Source organism: Pantoea dispersa, from assembly GCF_035783935.1.
GTDB lineage: Bacteria > Pseudomonadota > Gammaproteobacteria > Enterobacterales > Enterobacteriaceae > Pantoea > Pantoea dispersa_C.
The window spans coordinates 51,944-67,237 of sequence record NZ_JALKOV010000005.1 but is presented as its reverse complement, the minus strand read 5'-3'; the positions used below and the strand labels follow the sequence as shown (position 1 = coordinate 67,237).

Sequence of the window (15,294 nt, the reverse complement as noted above, 5' to 3'; positions counted from 1 at the left end):
TTCATTAGGCTTACTTAATCTATTGTATGAATTTTAATATTAGATTCGTAAATCTGTGATTTTATAAATTCAATAATGCTTAAAAAGTATCCTTCAACATGCTTTTACTGTTATCATGCATACATAACAAGAACCTTTAACAAACGATAATAGAGGGTTGTGTATAACACTCCCTTGACCCCGTTAAGGTTAGCGAGCTGCTTAAGCATCGTTCTGTCAACCATCTTATTTATTTGAAAAATACCAATCCCACCTCTTAAGTTAATAACTTCTACTTGATAGCGCATTTTGGTAATTGGAATACAATTTTTTTGATTGGATCGTCAATAAGAAAAAGCTAGAATCCTTAGAAGGACATAGATTATCATAGGGTTAAGATATGACGATTGCGAAGGATAGTTCGACTGATGAAATCATTCACGGAAATGATCTCCGTGGAATGGATGATTTTTACATTAAGACAACTAGTTTTGAATGCCCATATGAACCATGTAAAATTAAAGCCACACCTTGTAGTTTTACTATGAAACATGTTAATCAATCATATTTTAGATATGGTGATAAACATAAGGATGGATGTGGTATTCATGATCCAAGATATAAAAACAATCATACTTCAAATGACGAAAGAAAACATAATTCTCCACCTGCTCCAGTTATATCACTTTTAAAAATTGATGTGAAACCAGGAAGTGGTTTTAAAAATGACAAAAATAGTAAAGATGAAAATCACAAGAATGTCAACAAAGGAAATGAACATCCTGTATCTTCATCAAGTATTAAGCCTGTCGTTGACTATTACATAAATAATAGCAATCATTATGAACAGCTATCAATTCCTCCATATGGCACGCGATCTTATAAAGATACATTCCAACTTATTTTTTACAAAAACAACATACGTTATTACAAACATGCTATTTATTATGGTGTAATCCAGTCTAATCTTCGTTTGCATGAAGATTCAGAAAAGCATTGTCTTACTTTCCTCGCAAGGGATAAGAAGACCCAAAAACCATTTACGCTTGAAATTGATGTTTCTAACTGGAATAAAAGTCAGAAGGATGTGTTTTGGAAAGAATATGAAAAGCAAAGGAAGGAAGCGGATAGGTATTATAAGGGGCTTAAAGATAAAAGGAATGCTAAAAAATTCCTGACGGTTTTCTTTTTTGGGATGCCGGATGAAAATGATAAATTTCTATTTAAGACAAGCCACTTTAAATTAGTATATGTGGCTTTCTTGGGTAAGTTTGAAAGCTCATATAATGATAGTAACTACTACATTGAAAATGATCTGTCTGTATCATCATTGTATGAACAACCCATTTCATTATCTGATATAGACCATAAAAATCATGAATATAATATTGAAACTTCATTAGATTTTAGTTCTCCTTTGCAAGAGCAAGAGCAAGAGCAAGAGCAAGAGCAAGAGCAAGAGCAAGAGCAAGAGCAAGAGCAAGAGCAAGAGCAAGAGCAAGAGCAAGAGCAAGAGCAAGAGCAAGAGCAAGAGCAAGAGCAAGAGCAAGGGCAAGAGCAAGAGCAAGAGCAAGAGCAAGAGCCAATAAACTCCTCTTTAAAGGAAAATACTGAGACTGTAGAAATGAAGAGTAAAGTTTGGGGGAGGCTGAAAAAGATAATCACTTTCTTTAAAAAGTGATTTATGTTTTCTATAAAAAAGCCCGTAGGTTTCAACTGCGGGCTATCAACTGCTCAGAAGTGTCTAGATTATCCGTGGCGATTCAAAAGTACCATATTCGAGTGGTATCAGGACAACTACAATAGCAAACCATTCTTGTCCAAAAGCCAAACCGAATTGAGCTATGAAACCAGCCTGAACACCGGACAATATCCCTGGGCGCGTGAAACCGGTGATGAAATTATGCAGGACTATTTTCAGCGTTTCGATGTCGATAACCGTGATTTTGACTTCCTGACATACTGGCCTTATGAAAAAGGCCTGTTACCAAACTTTCTTCGCCCCAAATCGCAGAGGATCTTAGATCAAGCGCGAAAGCCGTTAACGCTTCAGATGTTAATTGAATCGGCAAAAGCGGGGCGCTGGCTATATGATCTCAAAGAAGCCTGAGAGGCAGATTTTAAGTAAGTTTAAAAACATGAAGCCCAAATCTGCCAGCCCTCAAATGATCACGCAACATAAGTGCATAATCCCCCCGCTGATTCACAGCAAAAACCATCACCGCTCTTTACTCTCCCTCAAAACTCCGCAAGATCCATCAGGCCCACTCTCCGCCACACGGGCATACTCATTCCCCAGAGAGGATGCTATGCCAGTAAACAAAAACGATCACCGCGAGACCTATCGCAAGCGCTTTGACAAGGTGTTCGACTACATCGAACGCCATCTTGATGAAGCGCTGCTGCTGGAGCAACTGAGTGAAGTGGCGCACTTTTCGCCGTACCACTTTCACCGCCAGTTCAGCGCCTGGTGCGGCATGCCGCCGGGGCGTTATATCCAGCTGATGCGGCTCAAACGGGCGTCGTACCGGCTGGCATTCAATCCGCACGAGAAAATCATTGAGATTGCGCTCGATGCTGGTTTTCAGCATGCCGAATCATTCAGTCGCGCCTTTAAACAGGTATTTGACGTGACGCCGAGTGAGTTTCGTCAGCAGCCGGTATGGATGACCTGGCATCAGCGCATGCCTCAGCCACCCGTCAAACGGAGAGAGAGTATGTCAGTTGAGATTAAAATGTTTCCCACCACGCCGGTGGCGATGCTCACGCATCACGGCGATCCCCAGCGCATCAACGAAACTGCGGCGCAGTTTATTGCCTGGCGCAAAAGCAGCGGAGCGTCGCCGGTGCGCAGCAGCCAGACGTTCGGCGTCGCGCCGCACGATCCGGCCAGCACGCCAGCCGGGGATTTTCAGTATCACCTTTGCGGTTCGGTGACTGCACCGGTTAACGAAGACAACGCCTTTGGCGTCGTTAACAGCACCATTCCCGGCGGACGCTGCGCGGTGCTGCGTCATCACGGCTCGCACAGTGCACTGACCGAGCTGGCGCGATCGCTCTACAGCGAATGGCTGCCGGCCAGCGGTGAAGAGCTGCGCGATTTCCCGCTGTTCTTCCACTATCACAACTTCGTGCATGAGGTGGCGGAACACGAATTGCTGACGGATATTTATCTGCCGCTTAAGTGATGAGGAATCCCGATGGCGAAGGTCATCGGGAATGACTTCATGCAGTAACACTGTCTGCTAACCTGAAACCTTAATTACGCTGAAACCCGCTTATAGCAAGGCTTGTAGGAGGCTTGATGTCGTATGTTTGCTTTCCATAATGTCGTATGTTTGCTATGATGCAAAAATGAACAGAGAGGACGTAACATGACTATTAAAGCGCGCATGCAGTCACGGCTGAAACGCTCTAAGCGTTATGTTTTCACGCGTGATGACTTCAACGATCTTGCCGGTTACGACCAGATTGGCCGTGTATTGCGGGAACTGGTGAACGAAGGCCAGCTGCTTAAGGTTGGCTATGGCGTGTACACCAAAGCAAGAAAGAACGCGATTACGGGCAAAGTAATGCCTGCTGCACCCGGCGGTTCTGCTGCCGTTGTTATCGAGACGCTTAAACGTCTGAAAGTTGATTATCGTCTGGTTGGCGCGTCTGATGCCTATAACAGTGGGAAAACCACGCAGATTCCTGCATCCATGCAGATCAAAACGTCGCCACGTTTTAAACGCACCTTGTTAGTAGGAAGCAGTAAATTAAATGGATGATGTCATAGCGTTATTTCCTGATGTAGCCGATGCATTAGGCATCGAGTCTGTCGCTATCGTGGAAAAGGATTTCTATATTGTTGAACTGCTGCGGCTGTTACAGCCTTTAAACTTCGGGAGCCATCAGCTGGTATTTTGTGGTGGAACCGCTTTATCTAAGGCGGGTATTGCGCTTAACCGCATGTCTGAGGATGTGGATATCAAGCTTGTTCCCGTTGCCGATTTCTTTGCTAAAAACTCACGCACGCAGCGCAAAGCCATTCGTAAACACATCATCGCCGAAATAACGGAAATCATAGCCGCTTCAGCATTTTTTCGTTTTGATGAGGCGCAGCCTAAAACTATTCGCGATGAGTATCGTTATAGTGAACTTCCCATCCGTTATCCGCAGAAATACGCTCAGGTGCCATGCCTGAGACCGTTCATTAAGCTGGAGATCATTGAGGCGACGTTACTTGAACCGCCAGAAAAGCGTGATATTCAGTCGCTTGTCACTGCCCTGACACAACAAGGCGTTACGGTGCCGGGTTTTCCCTGTGCAACAGTGCTCGCTACTCAGGCAGAAAAGCTGGTGTCCATAATGCGCCGCCCTGCGGCCCACGTCAGAAGGCCGCAACGGGAAGACGATGCATCTTTAGTACGGCATGTGTACGATAATTTCTGCATTGCCCGCACCCATGAGATTGATTTAGCACGGCTACAAGCGTATGTGCGCCAGTGTATTAAAGAGGATATCGAGCGGTATGGTATTCAATATCCCGAATTCTGCACCTCCCCAATTGCAGAACTCAGAATGGGTTTAAAAGAGCTGGCAGAGAACCCTGTTCACCGCCAGCGTTATCAGCAATTCGTTGTGCCCATGGTTTACGGCCAGTCTCCGGCTTCCTGGGAGGAGGCGTTTGCCCGTTTTCAGCAGACGGCTATTGAGGTCCTCAGCGCCGCACGTTAATGCTTAGGCGAAGAGGGCAAGGCATGGCAAAATGCCCTGCGATCCTATCAGCACAGGCGAAGAGGCGACGATGACAGAGCAACTCGAACAGCGTATCTATGAACTGGTGCGGCGCTATGACGGCGTATATCTGTTCAAGCAGAAAACGCTCACGCCGCAGATTGATATCGACAGCGATCTCAACTTCGAGCGCGACGAAGCCGCCGCGCTGATGGAGGAGTTTTTCAGCGAGTTCGCGGTCGATCGCGCAAATTTCTCTATTGAAACTTACTACCCGGACGAACCGTCGCTGGCGCAAATCCTCAACCCGTTCAACAAGCGTGAAGTGCCGGTAGTGCCGGATTTCACGCTGGGCATGCTGATTGCGTCGGCGCAGGCGGGACGCTGGCTGTTTGAATAATGCGGCAGCGCGCCGCTGCGGTTTGGCGGCCTGCGGCTCAGCGCGCCATGTGCACGCCAAATCCGCGCTCGCCTTCCGCAAGATCCTCGCGCAGCGTCAGCGCCGGAATCTCATATTCACCGCCGTTCTGGCGGCGGAAGGCAATCGGTTGATCCTGCGCTAAGCGATCCAGCCGTTGCGCCAGCGCGGCGCACCAGTCGGCAAAGCGTTCCTGCGCCGACTTCTGCACGCGATACAACACCAGCGGTGGCAACACGCTGAAGCCGGGATAGAACAGCATGCCGTGCTGGATCGGGAACAGCAGATCCTCAATCGGGCCGTTGATGCCGCGCGGCGCGTAGTGCGACTCCCAGCCGCCGGTTGTCACCACCAGCATGGCGCGCTTGCCGGCGAGCGTGCCTTCGCCGTAGCGATCGCCCCAGTGGTGATCGTTGTGCTCGCCGACGCCATAGGCAAAACCGTTGGCATAAACGCGGTCAAACCAGCCTTTCATGATAGCTGGCATCGAAAACCACCACAGCGGAAACTGAAAAATCACCGTGTCGGCCCAGCGCAGCTTCTCCTGCTCGGCGGCAATGTCCGCTGCCTGCAGCTGATTGTCGTAGGCGAAACGCGAATCCAGCGTGGCATCAAAATGCGCGCCCACCGGGGGCGCCAGCGTGTCGGCGGCATCCAGCTGTGCTTTCCACTGCATGGCGTACAGATCTGACACCTGCACCTGATGGCCCGCCTGCTGCAGATGATTCACGGCAAAGTCTTTCAGCGATCCGTTCAGCGAGCGCGGTTCCGGATGGGCATACACAATCAAAACATTCATGGCGGTATCCTGTGAGATGAAAACCGCTGCAGGTTAAGCCAGCACTGGCTATAGTAGAAATCAATTACTGGTATCTCAGGTATAGACAGTATGAATATGCACTCGCTGGATTTGAATCTGCTGCACACCTTAGACGTGCTGCTGGTGGAACAGAACGTGACGCGCGCGGCGCAGCGCCTTAATCTGTCGCAGCCGTCGGTGAGCGCCCAGCTGGCGCGCCTGCGGGTGCTGTTTGACGATCCGCTGCTGTTGCCCGGTCCGCGCGGCATGCTGCCCACCGCCCGCGCCGAGGCTCTGCGCGAGCCGCTGCGTCTGGCGCTGGAAGCGCTGGAGCGTGCGGTGGCACCGCCGGCAGCATTCGATCCGGCGCGCGCGGAGCTCACCTGGCGCATTGCCGCCACCGATTACATGTCATCGGCGCTGATCCTGCCGGCGCTGAAACTTATTCGTGAAGCGGCCCCGCGCAGCCGCATGGCGGTATTCGCCCTCAATCCGCCACAGGTGGCGCAGCAACTGGAGAAGGGCGAGCTGGATGTGGTGTTTCACACCGGCGACAACGCGCCGCCGACGCTGCATCAGCGTCGCTTGTTCAGCGAGCGCTACGTGCTGGCCGGCCGGCACGATCATCCGCAGCTGCAGCAGCCCCTGACGCTGGACCGTTTTTGTCAGCTGGAGTTTGTGATGGTTTCGCCAGATGGCGGCGGCTTCAGTGCGGCCACCGATCGCGCGCTGGCCAGGCTCGGCCGCACGCGCCGCGTCGCGCTCTCGGTGCCGCATTTCCTGTTTATGCTCGACACGCTGGCCAACAGTGATTTGGTCGCCGTGCTGCCGGAGCGCCTGGTGCGAAACACACCGCAACTCACCGTGCTTGCACCGCCGCTACAGATTGAAGGGTTTGACATCCTGATGCTGTGGCACGAGCGCCTGCATCGCGATCCCGCCCAGCAATGGCTGCGCCAGCAAATTGTGGCGGCACTGTAAACCTGAACTCCCGCCGGATAAGTCGCGGTCTTCATGCTCTCAGGCCTTGCCCGACAAGGCTTGCTCCTGCATTGCTGATGCGATTAGCGCCACCGCTCCACAGCACGCATCATATCAACACGACGAAACACTCGCGTTTTAATGCGCAGGAGAGAAGACCATGCAGATATTTGTCACAGGGGCCACCGGCTGGGTAGGTTCAGCGGTGGTGGAAGAGTTGATCGCGGCGGGCCATCAGGTAACGGGGCTGGCGCGTTCGGCGGAAAAAGCTGCGGCGCTGACCGCCACTGGCGCGCAGGTTATTCGCGGTTCGCTGGAGGATGCTGACGTGCTGCGTGACGCCGCGCAATCCGCGGACGCCATCATTCATACCGCGTTCAACCACGATTTCTCGCGCTTCGTGCAGAACTGCGAGCAGGACCGTCAGGTGATCGAGTTGCTCGGCGAGGCGATTGCCGGATCGGATCGCATGCTGCTGGTGACGTCCGGCCTGTCCGGTATGGCGCGCGGGGCAACGGAGCTGGATCAGCCGCAGCCGGTGTCTCCGCGTCAGTCGGAAGCGGCGGCGCAGGTGCTGTCGCAGCGCGGCGTGCACGTGGCGACAGTGCGGCTGGCGCCGTCGGTGCACGGCCTCGGCGACCACGGTTTTGTGCCGATTCTGGTGCGGCTGGCGCGTGAGAGCGGGATTTCCGCCTGGTGCGGCAGCGGTGAGAACTGCTGGTCCGGTGTGCACCGTCGCGATGCGGCGCGCGTCTATCGGCTGGCGCTGGAGCAGGGCGTCACCGAACGCGTTTATCACGCGGTTGCCGATGAGGCGGTGCCGTTCCGCGCAATCGCGGAGACGATCGGACGCCAGCTCGGATTACCCAGCGGCGAGCGCGACCGCGCGCATTTTGGCTGGTTCGCCAACATGGCGGCGGGCAACATGGCGGTCTCCAGCCAGCGCACGCGCACGCTGCTGGACTGGTCGGCAACCCGCCCGGACCTGCTGAGCGAGCTCAATACGCCTGCCTATTACACCCATCTCTGATATCACGCTGCCGCTGCGTGCGGCAGTTTTCCGGATTATATCGATGAAAAACAATGTATTTATCACTTTGCTGCCGGTGACGCTGGCGGTGTTTATCGCGTTTCTCACCATGGGGATGCAGCTGCCGGTGCTGCCGCTGCATCTGCAGCAGAACCTCGGCATGGATACGCTGGCGATCGGCACGGTCATCGGCGCGCAGTTTGTCGCGTCGCTGCTGACGCGTTCGTGGGCGGGCAACTTCGCCGATATGCGCGGCGCAAAACGCGCGGTGCTGACCGGGCTGTTAGTGGTGGCGGGTTCCGGCGTGATCTACCTGATTTCGCTGCTGTTCATTGATCGGCCTGCAAGCTCGGTGGCGATCCTGCTGCTGGGGCGAGTGGTGCTGGCGCTGGGCGAGAGCCTGCTGGCCACCGGCGCGCTCGGCTGGGGGCTTGGGCTGGTGGGGCCGGCCAATGCCGGTAAAGTGATGGCGTGGATCGGTATCGCGATTTACGGCGCCTGGGCGCTGGGTGCGCCGCTCGGCGTGGCGATTTATCACGGCTGGCACTTCACCGGCATCGCCATGGCGATCATCGTGGTACCGCTGCTGCCGCTGCTGTTTATCACCCATGTGCGCGCCGTCGCGCCGACTTTGGCATGATCACCGCATTTATCGCGCTGCTGTTTGCGGCCAGGGCCTGGGGCAACGCGTCGCTGGCGTTCACCGCATTTGGCGTGGCGTTTATCGCAGCGCGCCTGTGCTTTGCCCATCTGCCGGATAAGCTGGGCGGCGCGCGCGTCGCGCTGGTATGCGTGCTGATTGAGGCCTGCGGTCAGCTGCTGATTTGGCGCGCGGATGACGCGACGCTGGTTTATTTCGGCGCGGCGCTGACCGGTTTTGGTTATTCGCTGGCCTTTCCGGCGTTCGGCGTGGAAGCGGTGCGCCGTGCGCCGCCGCACACCCGCAGCCTGGCGATGGGGGCTTACGTGGCGTTTCTTGATATCGCGCTGGCAGTCACCAGTCCGCTGGCGGGCGCGCTGGCCGCCCACCGCGGCGTGGCTTCGGTGTATCTCGCTGGCGCAATTGCCGTGGCGCTGGCGATGCTGGTGGCGCTGAGCCTGATGGCGCGTCAGCCACAACCACAGGCAGCGATGGAATAAGACCCGCCGCAAAAAATTCACTTCTCCCGCGCCGCAAAAATCATCACACTAGCCACCTTTACCATTAGGGAGAGATGGCATGAAAAGCCGATTGCTGCTGGCGCTGACGCTGTTCGCCAGCCTGAGCACGCCGTTGTGGGCCGACGAAGGCGTCTCGTTTAGCCATAAAGACTGGGAGCTGGCCTGTGATAATACGCTGACCTGCCGCGCCGCCGGCTACAGCGCCGAAGAGGGCGCGGGCGGATCGGTGCTGCTGACGCGCGCCGGCGGGCCAGACAGCCTGACGCACGGGCGCGTGGTGCTGGCTGATACCGGCGACGATGATGCGCAGCAGGTAAATGCGCTGGCGCTGTGGATTGACGATCGCGCGCTGGGCGAGGTCAGCAAAGCGGAGAACGATGAGTGGACGCTGAGCGACGCGCAGACCGAGGCGCTGATCGCCGCTATTAAAGGCAGCGCCAGAGTGGAGTTTCGCGGTGCGGCCGAGCCGTTTGAGCTCTCCGGCAACGGGGCCTTTGCCACGCTGTTAAAAATGGACGAGGCGCAGGGACGGCTGAACACGCCGGGCGCGCTGGTGCGCAAGGGCAACCAGCCGGAAGCCAGCGTGCCGGCGGCAGTGGCGATGCCGGTGATCCAGCAGGTCCAGGTGCTGAAAGCCGCGCCGCGCCCGCTGACGCCGGACGAACTGGCGCAGGTCAAGCCAAAGCTGATTGCCTCGCTGACCGATGACGACAGCTGTGACAATCTCGCGCCGTCCGACGATCAGCCAGAAGAGGGCGCAGAACCGCCTACGCTGACGCCGGTGGATGCGCAGCACGTGCTGATCGCCGCGCTGTGCTGGCGCGGGGCTTACAACGAAGGCTACGGTTTCTGGCTGCTGGATAACGGGCTGCAGGGCACGCCGCAGCTGATCACCGATTCCGGATCTGATTATCACGACGGCGTGATCAGCGAAGCGCAGAAAGGGCGCGGCATTGGTGACTGCTGGAGCACCGCTGCATGGGTGTGGGATGGTCGCCAGTTCGTGCAGAGCAGCGAGGCCACCACCGGCATGTGCCGTGCCATCCGCGCCGGCGGCGCATGGCAACTGCCAACGCTGGTCACCGAAGTCAAACCGGCGGGGTAATGTTCAGCGTGCGTCGCCAGGCGGCTGGGGCGCTTAATCCGTCACGGATTTTGCCGCGTCCCACACCGCCATGACGTGGGCGATGGCGGTATCGATCTGCGCGCCGTTGACGCCATCGCGCACCAGCACCGACACGCCCAGCAGAAAAGCGTCGAGGGCGATGGCGAGGGCGGCGGCATCGGTGTCGGCGCGCAGTTCGCCGCTGTCGATGCCGCGCTGCACGCAGGCCGTCATCCCTGCCAGCGTGCGGGCACGGGAGCGCGCCAGCGGCTGCGTGACATCCGCGTGTTCGGCGGAAGGTGCACTCATCACGCCCAGGCCGACCATACAACCCAGCGGATGGCCGGCCTCACACTGCATGCTGGCCGAGCGCCGCAGCGCGGTCTCCATCGCGGTGCGGGGCGGCAGACTGTTATCCCACAGCGGCTCCACCACCTGCGCGTAAGTCGACAGATAGCGCTGCACACACTCCTGAAACAACGCCTGCTTCGAGCCAAAGGCCGCGTAAAAGCTCGGTGCAGAAATACCGCCGGCAATCCCCGCCTTCAGCTGCGTTAATGATGTCGACTCATAGCCGTGCTGCCAGAAAATCTTCATCGCCTGTTCAATCGCCGCGTCACGATCGAACGTGCGCGGCCGTCCCATAATGGCCATCTCAGTGCTCCGTTAAGGTTAATGGTTAAATACTAATCGATACATAAGTCGTTGACAACGGTCTCTCACGTCAACTAATGTATCGATCAGTATATATTTGTACCGGCGGGCGGCGGATAGCGCATCCGCGGTAGTTTGTTCTTAAGCCGTAACAGGTAATCGCACTTCGCCAATTTATATACTGATCGGTACATATAATTTCAACGCCAGGCGCGCGCCTCACCTGCACGCTGATGACATCGGGAACGCTGATTGTGACGACTTTGAATACCGCCGTGGATAAAACCTGGCCGCTACCGCTGGGCGCGCTGCTGGCGCTGGCCATGACCGGTTTTATCTGCATCATCACCGAGACCTTACCGGCCGGACTGCTGCCGCAGATGGCGGCGGGCCTCGGTATTTCCACCGCGCTGGCCGGGCAGACCGTCACCGTCTATGCGCTCGGCTCGCTACTGGCGGCGATTCCGCTGACCATCGCCACTCAGGGCTGGCGTCGCCGTAACGTACTGTTGCTGGCTATCGTCGGTTTCCTGATTTTTAACTCCATCACCACGTTCTCGACCCACTTCGCACTGACGCTGGTGGCGCGCTTTTTCGCCGGCGCAGCGGCGGGACTCGCCTGGAGCCTGCTGGCCGGCTATGCGCGGCGCATGGTGCCGGTCCATCAACAGGGCAAAGCGCTCGCCGTGGCGATGGTCGGTACGCCGATTGCGCTGGCGCTGGGCGTTCCCGTCGGCACCTGGCTGGGCACGGCGGTGGGATGGCGCACGGCGTTCGGCATCATGTCGGCGCTGACGCTGCTGCTGATCGGCTGGGTGCTGCTGCGGGTGCCTGACTATCCAGGGCAAAGCAGCGATCAGCGTCTGCCGCTGCGCACGGTGTTCATGACGCCAGGCGTGCGTCCGGTGCTGGGCGTGGTGCTGGCGTGGATGACGGCGCACAACATTCTCTACACCTACATTGCGCCGTTCGTTAGCCAGGCGGGCCTCGCCGGGCAGGTGGAAAGCGTGCTGCTGGTGTTTGGCATCGCGGCGCTGGCGGCTATCGGCCTGGCCGGTCGCCTCGTCGATCACCACCTGCGCGTCGCCGTGCTTGGCAGTCTGGCGCTGTTTGCGCTGGTCTCGCTGCTGTTCATCTGGCTGGCGCGCTTGCCGCTGCTGGTGTATGTCGGCGTGGCGCTGTGGGGGCTGACGTTTGGCGGGGCGGCCACGCTACTGCAAACGGCGCTGGCGGATGCGGCAGGCGAGGGCGCGGATGTGGCGCTGTCGATGAACGTGGTGGTGTGGAACAGCGCGATTGCCGGCGGCGGTCTGGCCGGTGGCGTGTTGCTTACCCACTGGGGCGTGGCGTCTTTCCCGCTGGCGCTGCTGTTGCTGCTGGCGATTGGCTTCCTCATCGCACTGCAGGCGCGTCAGCACGGTTTCCAGGCCGGCGCGCGGCACCAGCGCGTACAAGGTCACTGATCTGCCGGGCTGACTTGAAATCTTAACCCACTGTTTTAAATGACATTATGACAGAATGGAGATCAATCACGTGCTGAAAAAATTACTGTTAACCCTGCTGCTTGCCTCGGCCGCGCTGTTTTCCGCCGCCGGGACCGCCGCGGATGAATTCCCGCTGCCCGCCGGTTTCACCAGCAGCTATCAAACTGTGGATGGCGTGCGCCTGCATTATGTGAAGGGCGGCAGCGGACCGCTGGTGTATCTGGTGCACGGTTTCGGACAGACGTGGTACGAGTGGCACCAGCTGATGCCGGAACTGGCAAAAAACCACACCGTCGTGGCGGTGGATCTGCCGGGGCTGGGGCAGTCTGACGTGCCGCATTCGTATCGCGCCACCGATGTCGCGCCGCTGCTTTATCAGCTGGCACAACAGTTCGCTGGCGGCAAAAAGTTCGATCTGGTGGCGCACGACATTGGTATCTGGAATACCTATCCGCTGCTGGTGAAACATCAGGACAGCATCCGCCGCGCCATCTTTATGGAAGCGCCGATCCCGGATGAAAGCATCTATCAGTTCCCGGCCTTTACGCCTGAAGGCGAATCCCTGGTGTGGCACTTCAGCTTCTTTGCGGCGCAGGGACAGCTCGCTGAGCAGCTGATCGCCGGTAAAGAGCGCCTGTTCTTTGAGCATTTCATCAAGGAACATGCCGCTAACAAAGCGGTGTTCACGCCGGCGCTGCTCGATCTCTACAGCAAATCCTATGCAAAACCACACAGCCTGAGCGCTGCCTTTGAATATTACCGGGTGCTGAACCAGGGAGTGGCAGACAATAAACTGCTCTCCCGCGAGAAAATTGCCGTGCCGATGCTGGCGATTGGCGGCGGCGGTCACGGCGGACTGGGTGCCTATGAGCAGCAGGTGGTCAGCCGCTACGCCACCCAAGTCACCGGCAAAGTGTTACCTGGCTGCGGTCACTGGTTACCTGAAGAGTGCCCTGCGCCATTGAATGCGGCGGTGATGGAATTTCTCGCGTCCGGGAAATAATGCGGTGCGCAGGCCAGTTTTAGCGCTGGCCTGCGTTGATGTGACCGTCTCAGGCTTTATTCAGGCAGCACTGCTTAAATTTTTTGCCGCTGCCGCACGGGCAGGGATCGTTACGGCCGGTTTTTTCACCGGCAAAATGCGGCAGCTGCGGGGCCGGATCGGGCTGCGCCATGCGCTGTTCCTGCCAGTACTCGTGCAGCTCCAGCGCCGCCGGACGAATCGCCTCGATGCTGGCCTCAAACGCGTCCGGGGTGAAGGCTTCACGCTGCGCCAGCTGCGCTTCACTGCCGTGCAGCGCAATCGCCTGCAGTGCCGGTTGCTGTGCCGCCGGCAGCAGCGACCAGTCCGCATCCAGCGCCACGCCACGCATATAGCCATAGCACCAGTCTTCCACCACGGTAAACAGCTGGCCTTCCATCTCCTGCTCGCCGAACAGCGGATCGAACTGCTCCGGATACTCCGCCAGCCGCTCGGCGATGTCGTTAAAGTGCTGGAAAGTCAGCGCCATGAAGCGGTCCATTTCGCGCGCGTTCGCCCACTGGGGAATCTTCTTCTCACCGCCCCAGATCGCCACCAGCCATTCGCTCGGTTCGATATCGTTCGGGCCGGAGAGCAGGGCGGTCAGCATGCCATCCAGTTCGGCAGTGTCCACCACGGAGTGTTCGTTGCCATATTTTTCCAGCATGTCATCAAGCCAGTTCAGCTCTTTTTCGGTTAACGGACCCTGATTCATCCGGCGTCTCCTGCGGTGTGCATTGGTGGGCAAAAATTGCTGGGCGCGATTATAGCGGCAGCGCGCCTGATTTACCGCTTTTTGCATATCGATAGCCGAAGTGCGCCTAAAAAGGAATCGCCATAACTTATCGCGCAACAGTATTGGCGGGAAACGGCGGCGAATGTCAGCGTAAACGCAGGATTTACCGATAGCGAGGAGACAACATCATGGCGGATACCCTGCCAGTACTGGATCTGGCCCTGCTGGAACTACCGGACGCAGAGCAGGTAGCTTACCTGGCGCAGCTGCGCGAGACCGCGCGTGACGTCGGTTTCTTCTATCTGGTTAATCACGGCATCAACCCGCAACTGCTGCATAACGTGCAGAGTATCACGCGGGCGTTTTTTGCCCTGCCGCCGGCGGAGAAGCAGCGCGTGGCGATGATCCACTCGCCGCACTTTCGCGGCTACAACCATGCCGGTGTGGAATACACCCGCGACCAGCGCGATCAGCGTGAACAGTTTGATATCGGTGCCGAACGCGCGGCGCTGACGCTGCAGCCGGGCGATCCGGCGTGGAAGCGGCTGCAGGGGCCCAACTTATGGCCGGAGGCGTTGCCGCAGCTGCGTCCGGTGATGCACGCCTGGCAGCAGGCGATGACCGCCATCGCGCTGCGCCTGCTACGGGCCTTTGCTAAAGCGCTGGCGCTGCCGGCGGATGCGTTCGACGCGCTGTATGGCACCCAGCCCAATGAGCACATCAAGCTGATTCGTTATCCTGGTCAGGCGGCAGAAGCCAGCCAGCAGGGCGTGGGCGCGCACAAAGACTCCGGCTTCCTCACCTTTTTGCTGCAGGACGATCAGCCCGGTTTACAGGTGGAAGTGTCACCCGGCCACTGGGTGGATGCGCTGCCCAAGCCGGGCGCGTTTGTGGTCAACATCGGCGAACTGCTGGAGATTGCCAGCAATGGGTATCTGCGCGCCACCGTGCACCGCGTGGTATCGCCGCCGGCTAATCGTGAACGCGTGTCGATCGCTTTTTTCCTCGGTGCGCAGCTGGACGCCGAAGTACCACTGTATCAGCTGCCGCCGCAGCTGGCGGCCGAAGCTCACGGCCCGACCAGCGATCCTGCCAATCCGCTGCTGCGCGAAGTGGGCTGGAACTACCTCAAAGGGCGTCTGCGTTCCCATCGCGATGTGGCGCAGCGCTATTACGCTGATGCATTAAGCACAGTGAAATCATAAGA

17 protein-coding genes are annotated in these 15,294 nt (G+C 57.2%); 14 read left to right on the top strand and 3 right to left on the bottom strand.

The window, feature by feature from the left end; translation table 11 throughout:
- The first annotated feature begins 379 nt into the window (after positions 1-379).
- The 6 genes from MXF20_RS11675 (at position 380) to MXF20_RS11650 (ending at position 5,098) form a co-directional block, all read left to right on the top strand.
- Positions 380-1,660: a hypothetical protein gene (locus tag MXF20_RS11675; RefSeq protein ID WP_325969515.1), complete on the top strand. Its 1,281-nt coding sequence runs from the start codon at positions 380-382 to the stop codon at positions 1,658-1,660.
- Between the two features lie 3 nt (positions 1,661-1,663).
- Positions 1,664-2,089 carry a DUF1493 family protein gene (locus MXF20_RS11670; protein ID WP_325969514.1) on the top strand — a complete coding sequence of 142 codons (426 nt, stop codon included), beginning with the start codon at positions 1,664-1,666 and terminating at the stop codon, positions 2,087-2,089.
- A 199-nt stretch (positions 2,090-2,288) separates the two neighbouring features.
- Positions 2,289-3,167: an AraC family transcriptional regulator gene (locus tag MXF20_RS11665; RefSeq protein WP_215481541.1), complete on the top strand. Its 879-nt coding sequence runs from the start codon at positions 2,289-2,291 to the stop codon at positions 3,165-3,167.
- 186 nt (positions 3,168-3,353) lie between these two features.
- Positions 3,354-3,749 (top strand): DUF6088 family protein, encoded by a 396-nt coding sequence (locus MXF20_RS11660; protein WP_325969513.1) that lies wholly within the window; start codon positions 3,354-3,356, stop codon positions 3,747-3,749.
- A complete protein-coding gene (locus MXF20_RS11655; protein WP_325969512.1) occupies positions 3,742-4,698 on the top strand; it encodes a nucleotidyl transferase AbiEii/AbiGii toxin family protein in 957 nt (318 codons plus the stop codon). The genes MXF20_RS11660 and MXF20_RS11655 overlap by 8 nt, the downstream gene beginning before the upstream one ends.
- A 70-nt stretch (positions 4,699-4,768) precedes the next feature.
- Positions 4,769-5,098, top strand: coding sequence for a DUF1493 family protein (locus MXF20_RS11650; RefSeq protein ID WP_159377926.1), 330 nt, complete (start codon positions 4,769-4,771; stop codon positions 5,096-5,098).
- A 37-nt stretch (positions 5,099-5,135) separates the two neighbouring features.
- Here the strand turns inward: MXF20_RS11650 and MXF20_RS11645 are convergent, their stop codons facing one another.
- Positions 5,136-5,915, bottom strand: coding sequence for an NAD(P)H-dependent oxidoreductase (locus tag MXF20_RS11645; RefSeq protein WP_325969511.1), 780 nt, complete (start codon positions 5,913-5,915; stop codon positions 5,136-5,138).
- 90 nt (positions 5,916-6,005) lie between these two features.
- On the opposite strand from MXF20_RS11645, the gene MXF20_RS11640 reads away from it, so the two are divergent.
- The 5 genes from MXF20_RS11640 (at position 6,006) to MXF20_RS11620 (ending at position 10,192) form a co-directional block, all read left to right on the top strand.
- Positions 6,006-6,896: a LysR family transcriptional regulator gene (locus tag MXF20_RS11640; RefSeq protein ID WP_325969510.1), complete on the top strand. Its 891-nt coding sequence runs from the start codon at positions 6,006-6,008 to the stop codon at positions 6,894-6,896.
- 160 nt (positions 6,897-7,056) lie between these two features.
- Positions 7,057-7,926, top strand: coding sequence for an SDR family oxidoreductase (locus MXF20_RS11635; protein WP_325969508.1), 870 nt, complete (start codon positions 7,057-7,059; stop codon positions 7,924-7,926).
- A gap of 43 nt (positions 7,927-7,969) precedes the next feature.
- Positions 7,970-8,566, top strand: a complete 597-nt coding sequence (locus tag MXF20_RS11630) for an MFS transporter (RefSeq protein WP_325969507.1) — start codon at positions 7,970-7,972, stop codon at positions 8,564-8,566.
- A complete protein-coding gene (locus MXF20_RS11625; protein WP_325969506.1) occupies positions 8,563-9,066 on the top strand; it encodes an MFS transporter in 504 nt (167 codons plus the stop codon). Before MXF20_RS11630 ends, MXF20_RS11625 begins: the two co-directional genes overlap by 4 nt.
- Before the next feature lie 79 nt (positions 9,067-9,145).
- A complete protein-coding gene (locus MXF20_RS11620) occupies positions 9,146-10,192 on the top strand; it encodes a DUF1176 domain-containing protein (protein ID WP_058780925.1) in 1,047 nt (348 codons plus the stop codon).
- Positions 10,193-10,225: 33 nt separating this feature from the next.
- Here the strand turns inward: MXF20_RS11620 and MXF20_RS11615 are convergent, their stop codons facing one another.
- A complete protein-coding gene (locus MXF20_RS11615; RefSeq protein WP_325969505.1) occupies positions 10,226-10,846 on the bottom strand; it encodes a TetR/AcrR family transcriptional regulator in 621 nt (206 codons plus the stop codon).
- Between the two features lie 323 nt (positions 10,847-11,169).
- Here MXF20_RS11615 and MXF20_RS11610 point away from each other — a divergent pair, with 323 nt between their 5' ends.
- Together MXF20_RS11610 and MXF20_RS11605 are read left to right on the top strand one after the other, a co-directional pair.
- Entirely contained in the window at positions 11,170-12,309 is a 1,140-nt protein-coding gene (locus MXF20_RS11610; RefSeq protein ID WP_325969682.1) for an MFS transporter, read from the top strand.
- Between the two features lie 70 nt (positions 12,310-12,379).
- Positions 12,380-13,333, top strand: coding sequence for an alpha/beta hydrolase (locus tag MXF20_RS11605; protein ID WP_325969504.1), 954 nt, complete (start codon positions 12,380-12,382; stop codon positions 13,331-13,333).
- Positions 13,334-13,382: 49 nt separating this feature from the next.
- Here MXF20_RS11605 and MXF20_RS11600 read toward each other — a convergent pair whose 3' ends face one another.
- Entirely contained in the window at positions 13,383-14,066 is a 684-nt protein-coding gene (locus MXF20_RS11600; protein ID WP_262265058.1) for a YecA family protein, read from the bottom strand.
- Between the two features lie 206 nt (positions 14,067-14,272).
- Here MXF20_RS11600 and MXF20_RS11595 point away from each other — a divergent pair, with 206 nt between their 5' ends.
- Positions 14,273-15,292: an isopenicillin N synthase family oxygenase gene (locus tag MXF20_RS11595; protein ID WP_325969681.1), complete on the top strand. Its 1,020-nt coding sequence runs from the start codon at positions 14,273-14,275 to the stop codon at positions 15,290-15,292.
- Positions 15,293-15,294: the final 2 nt, after the last annotated feature.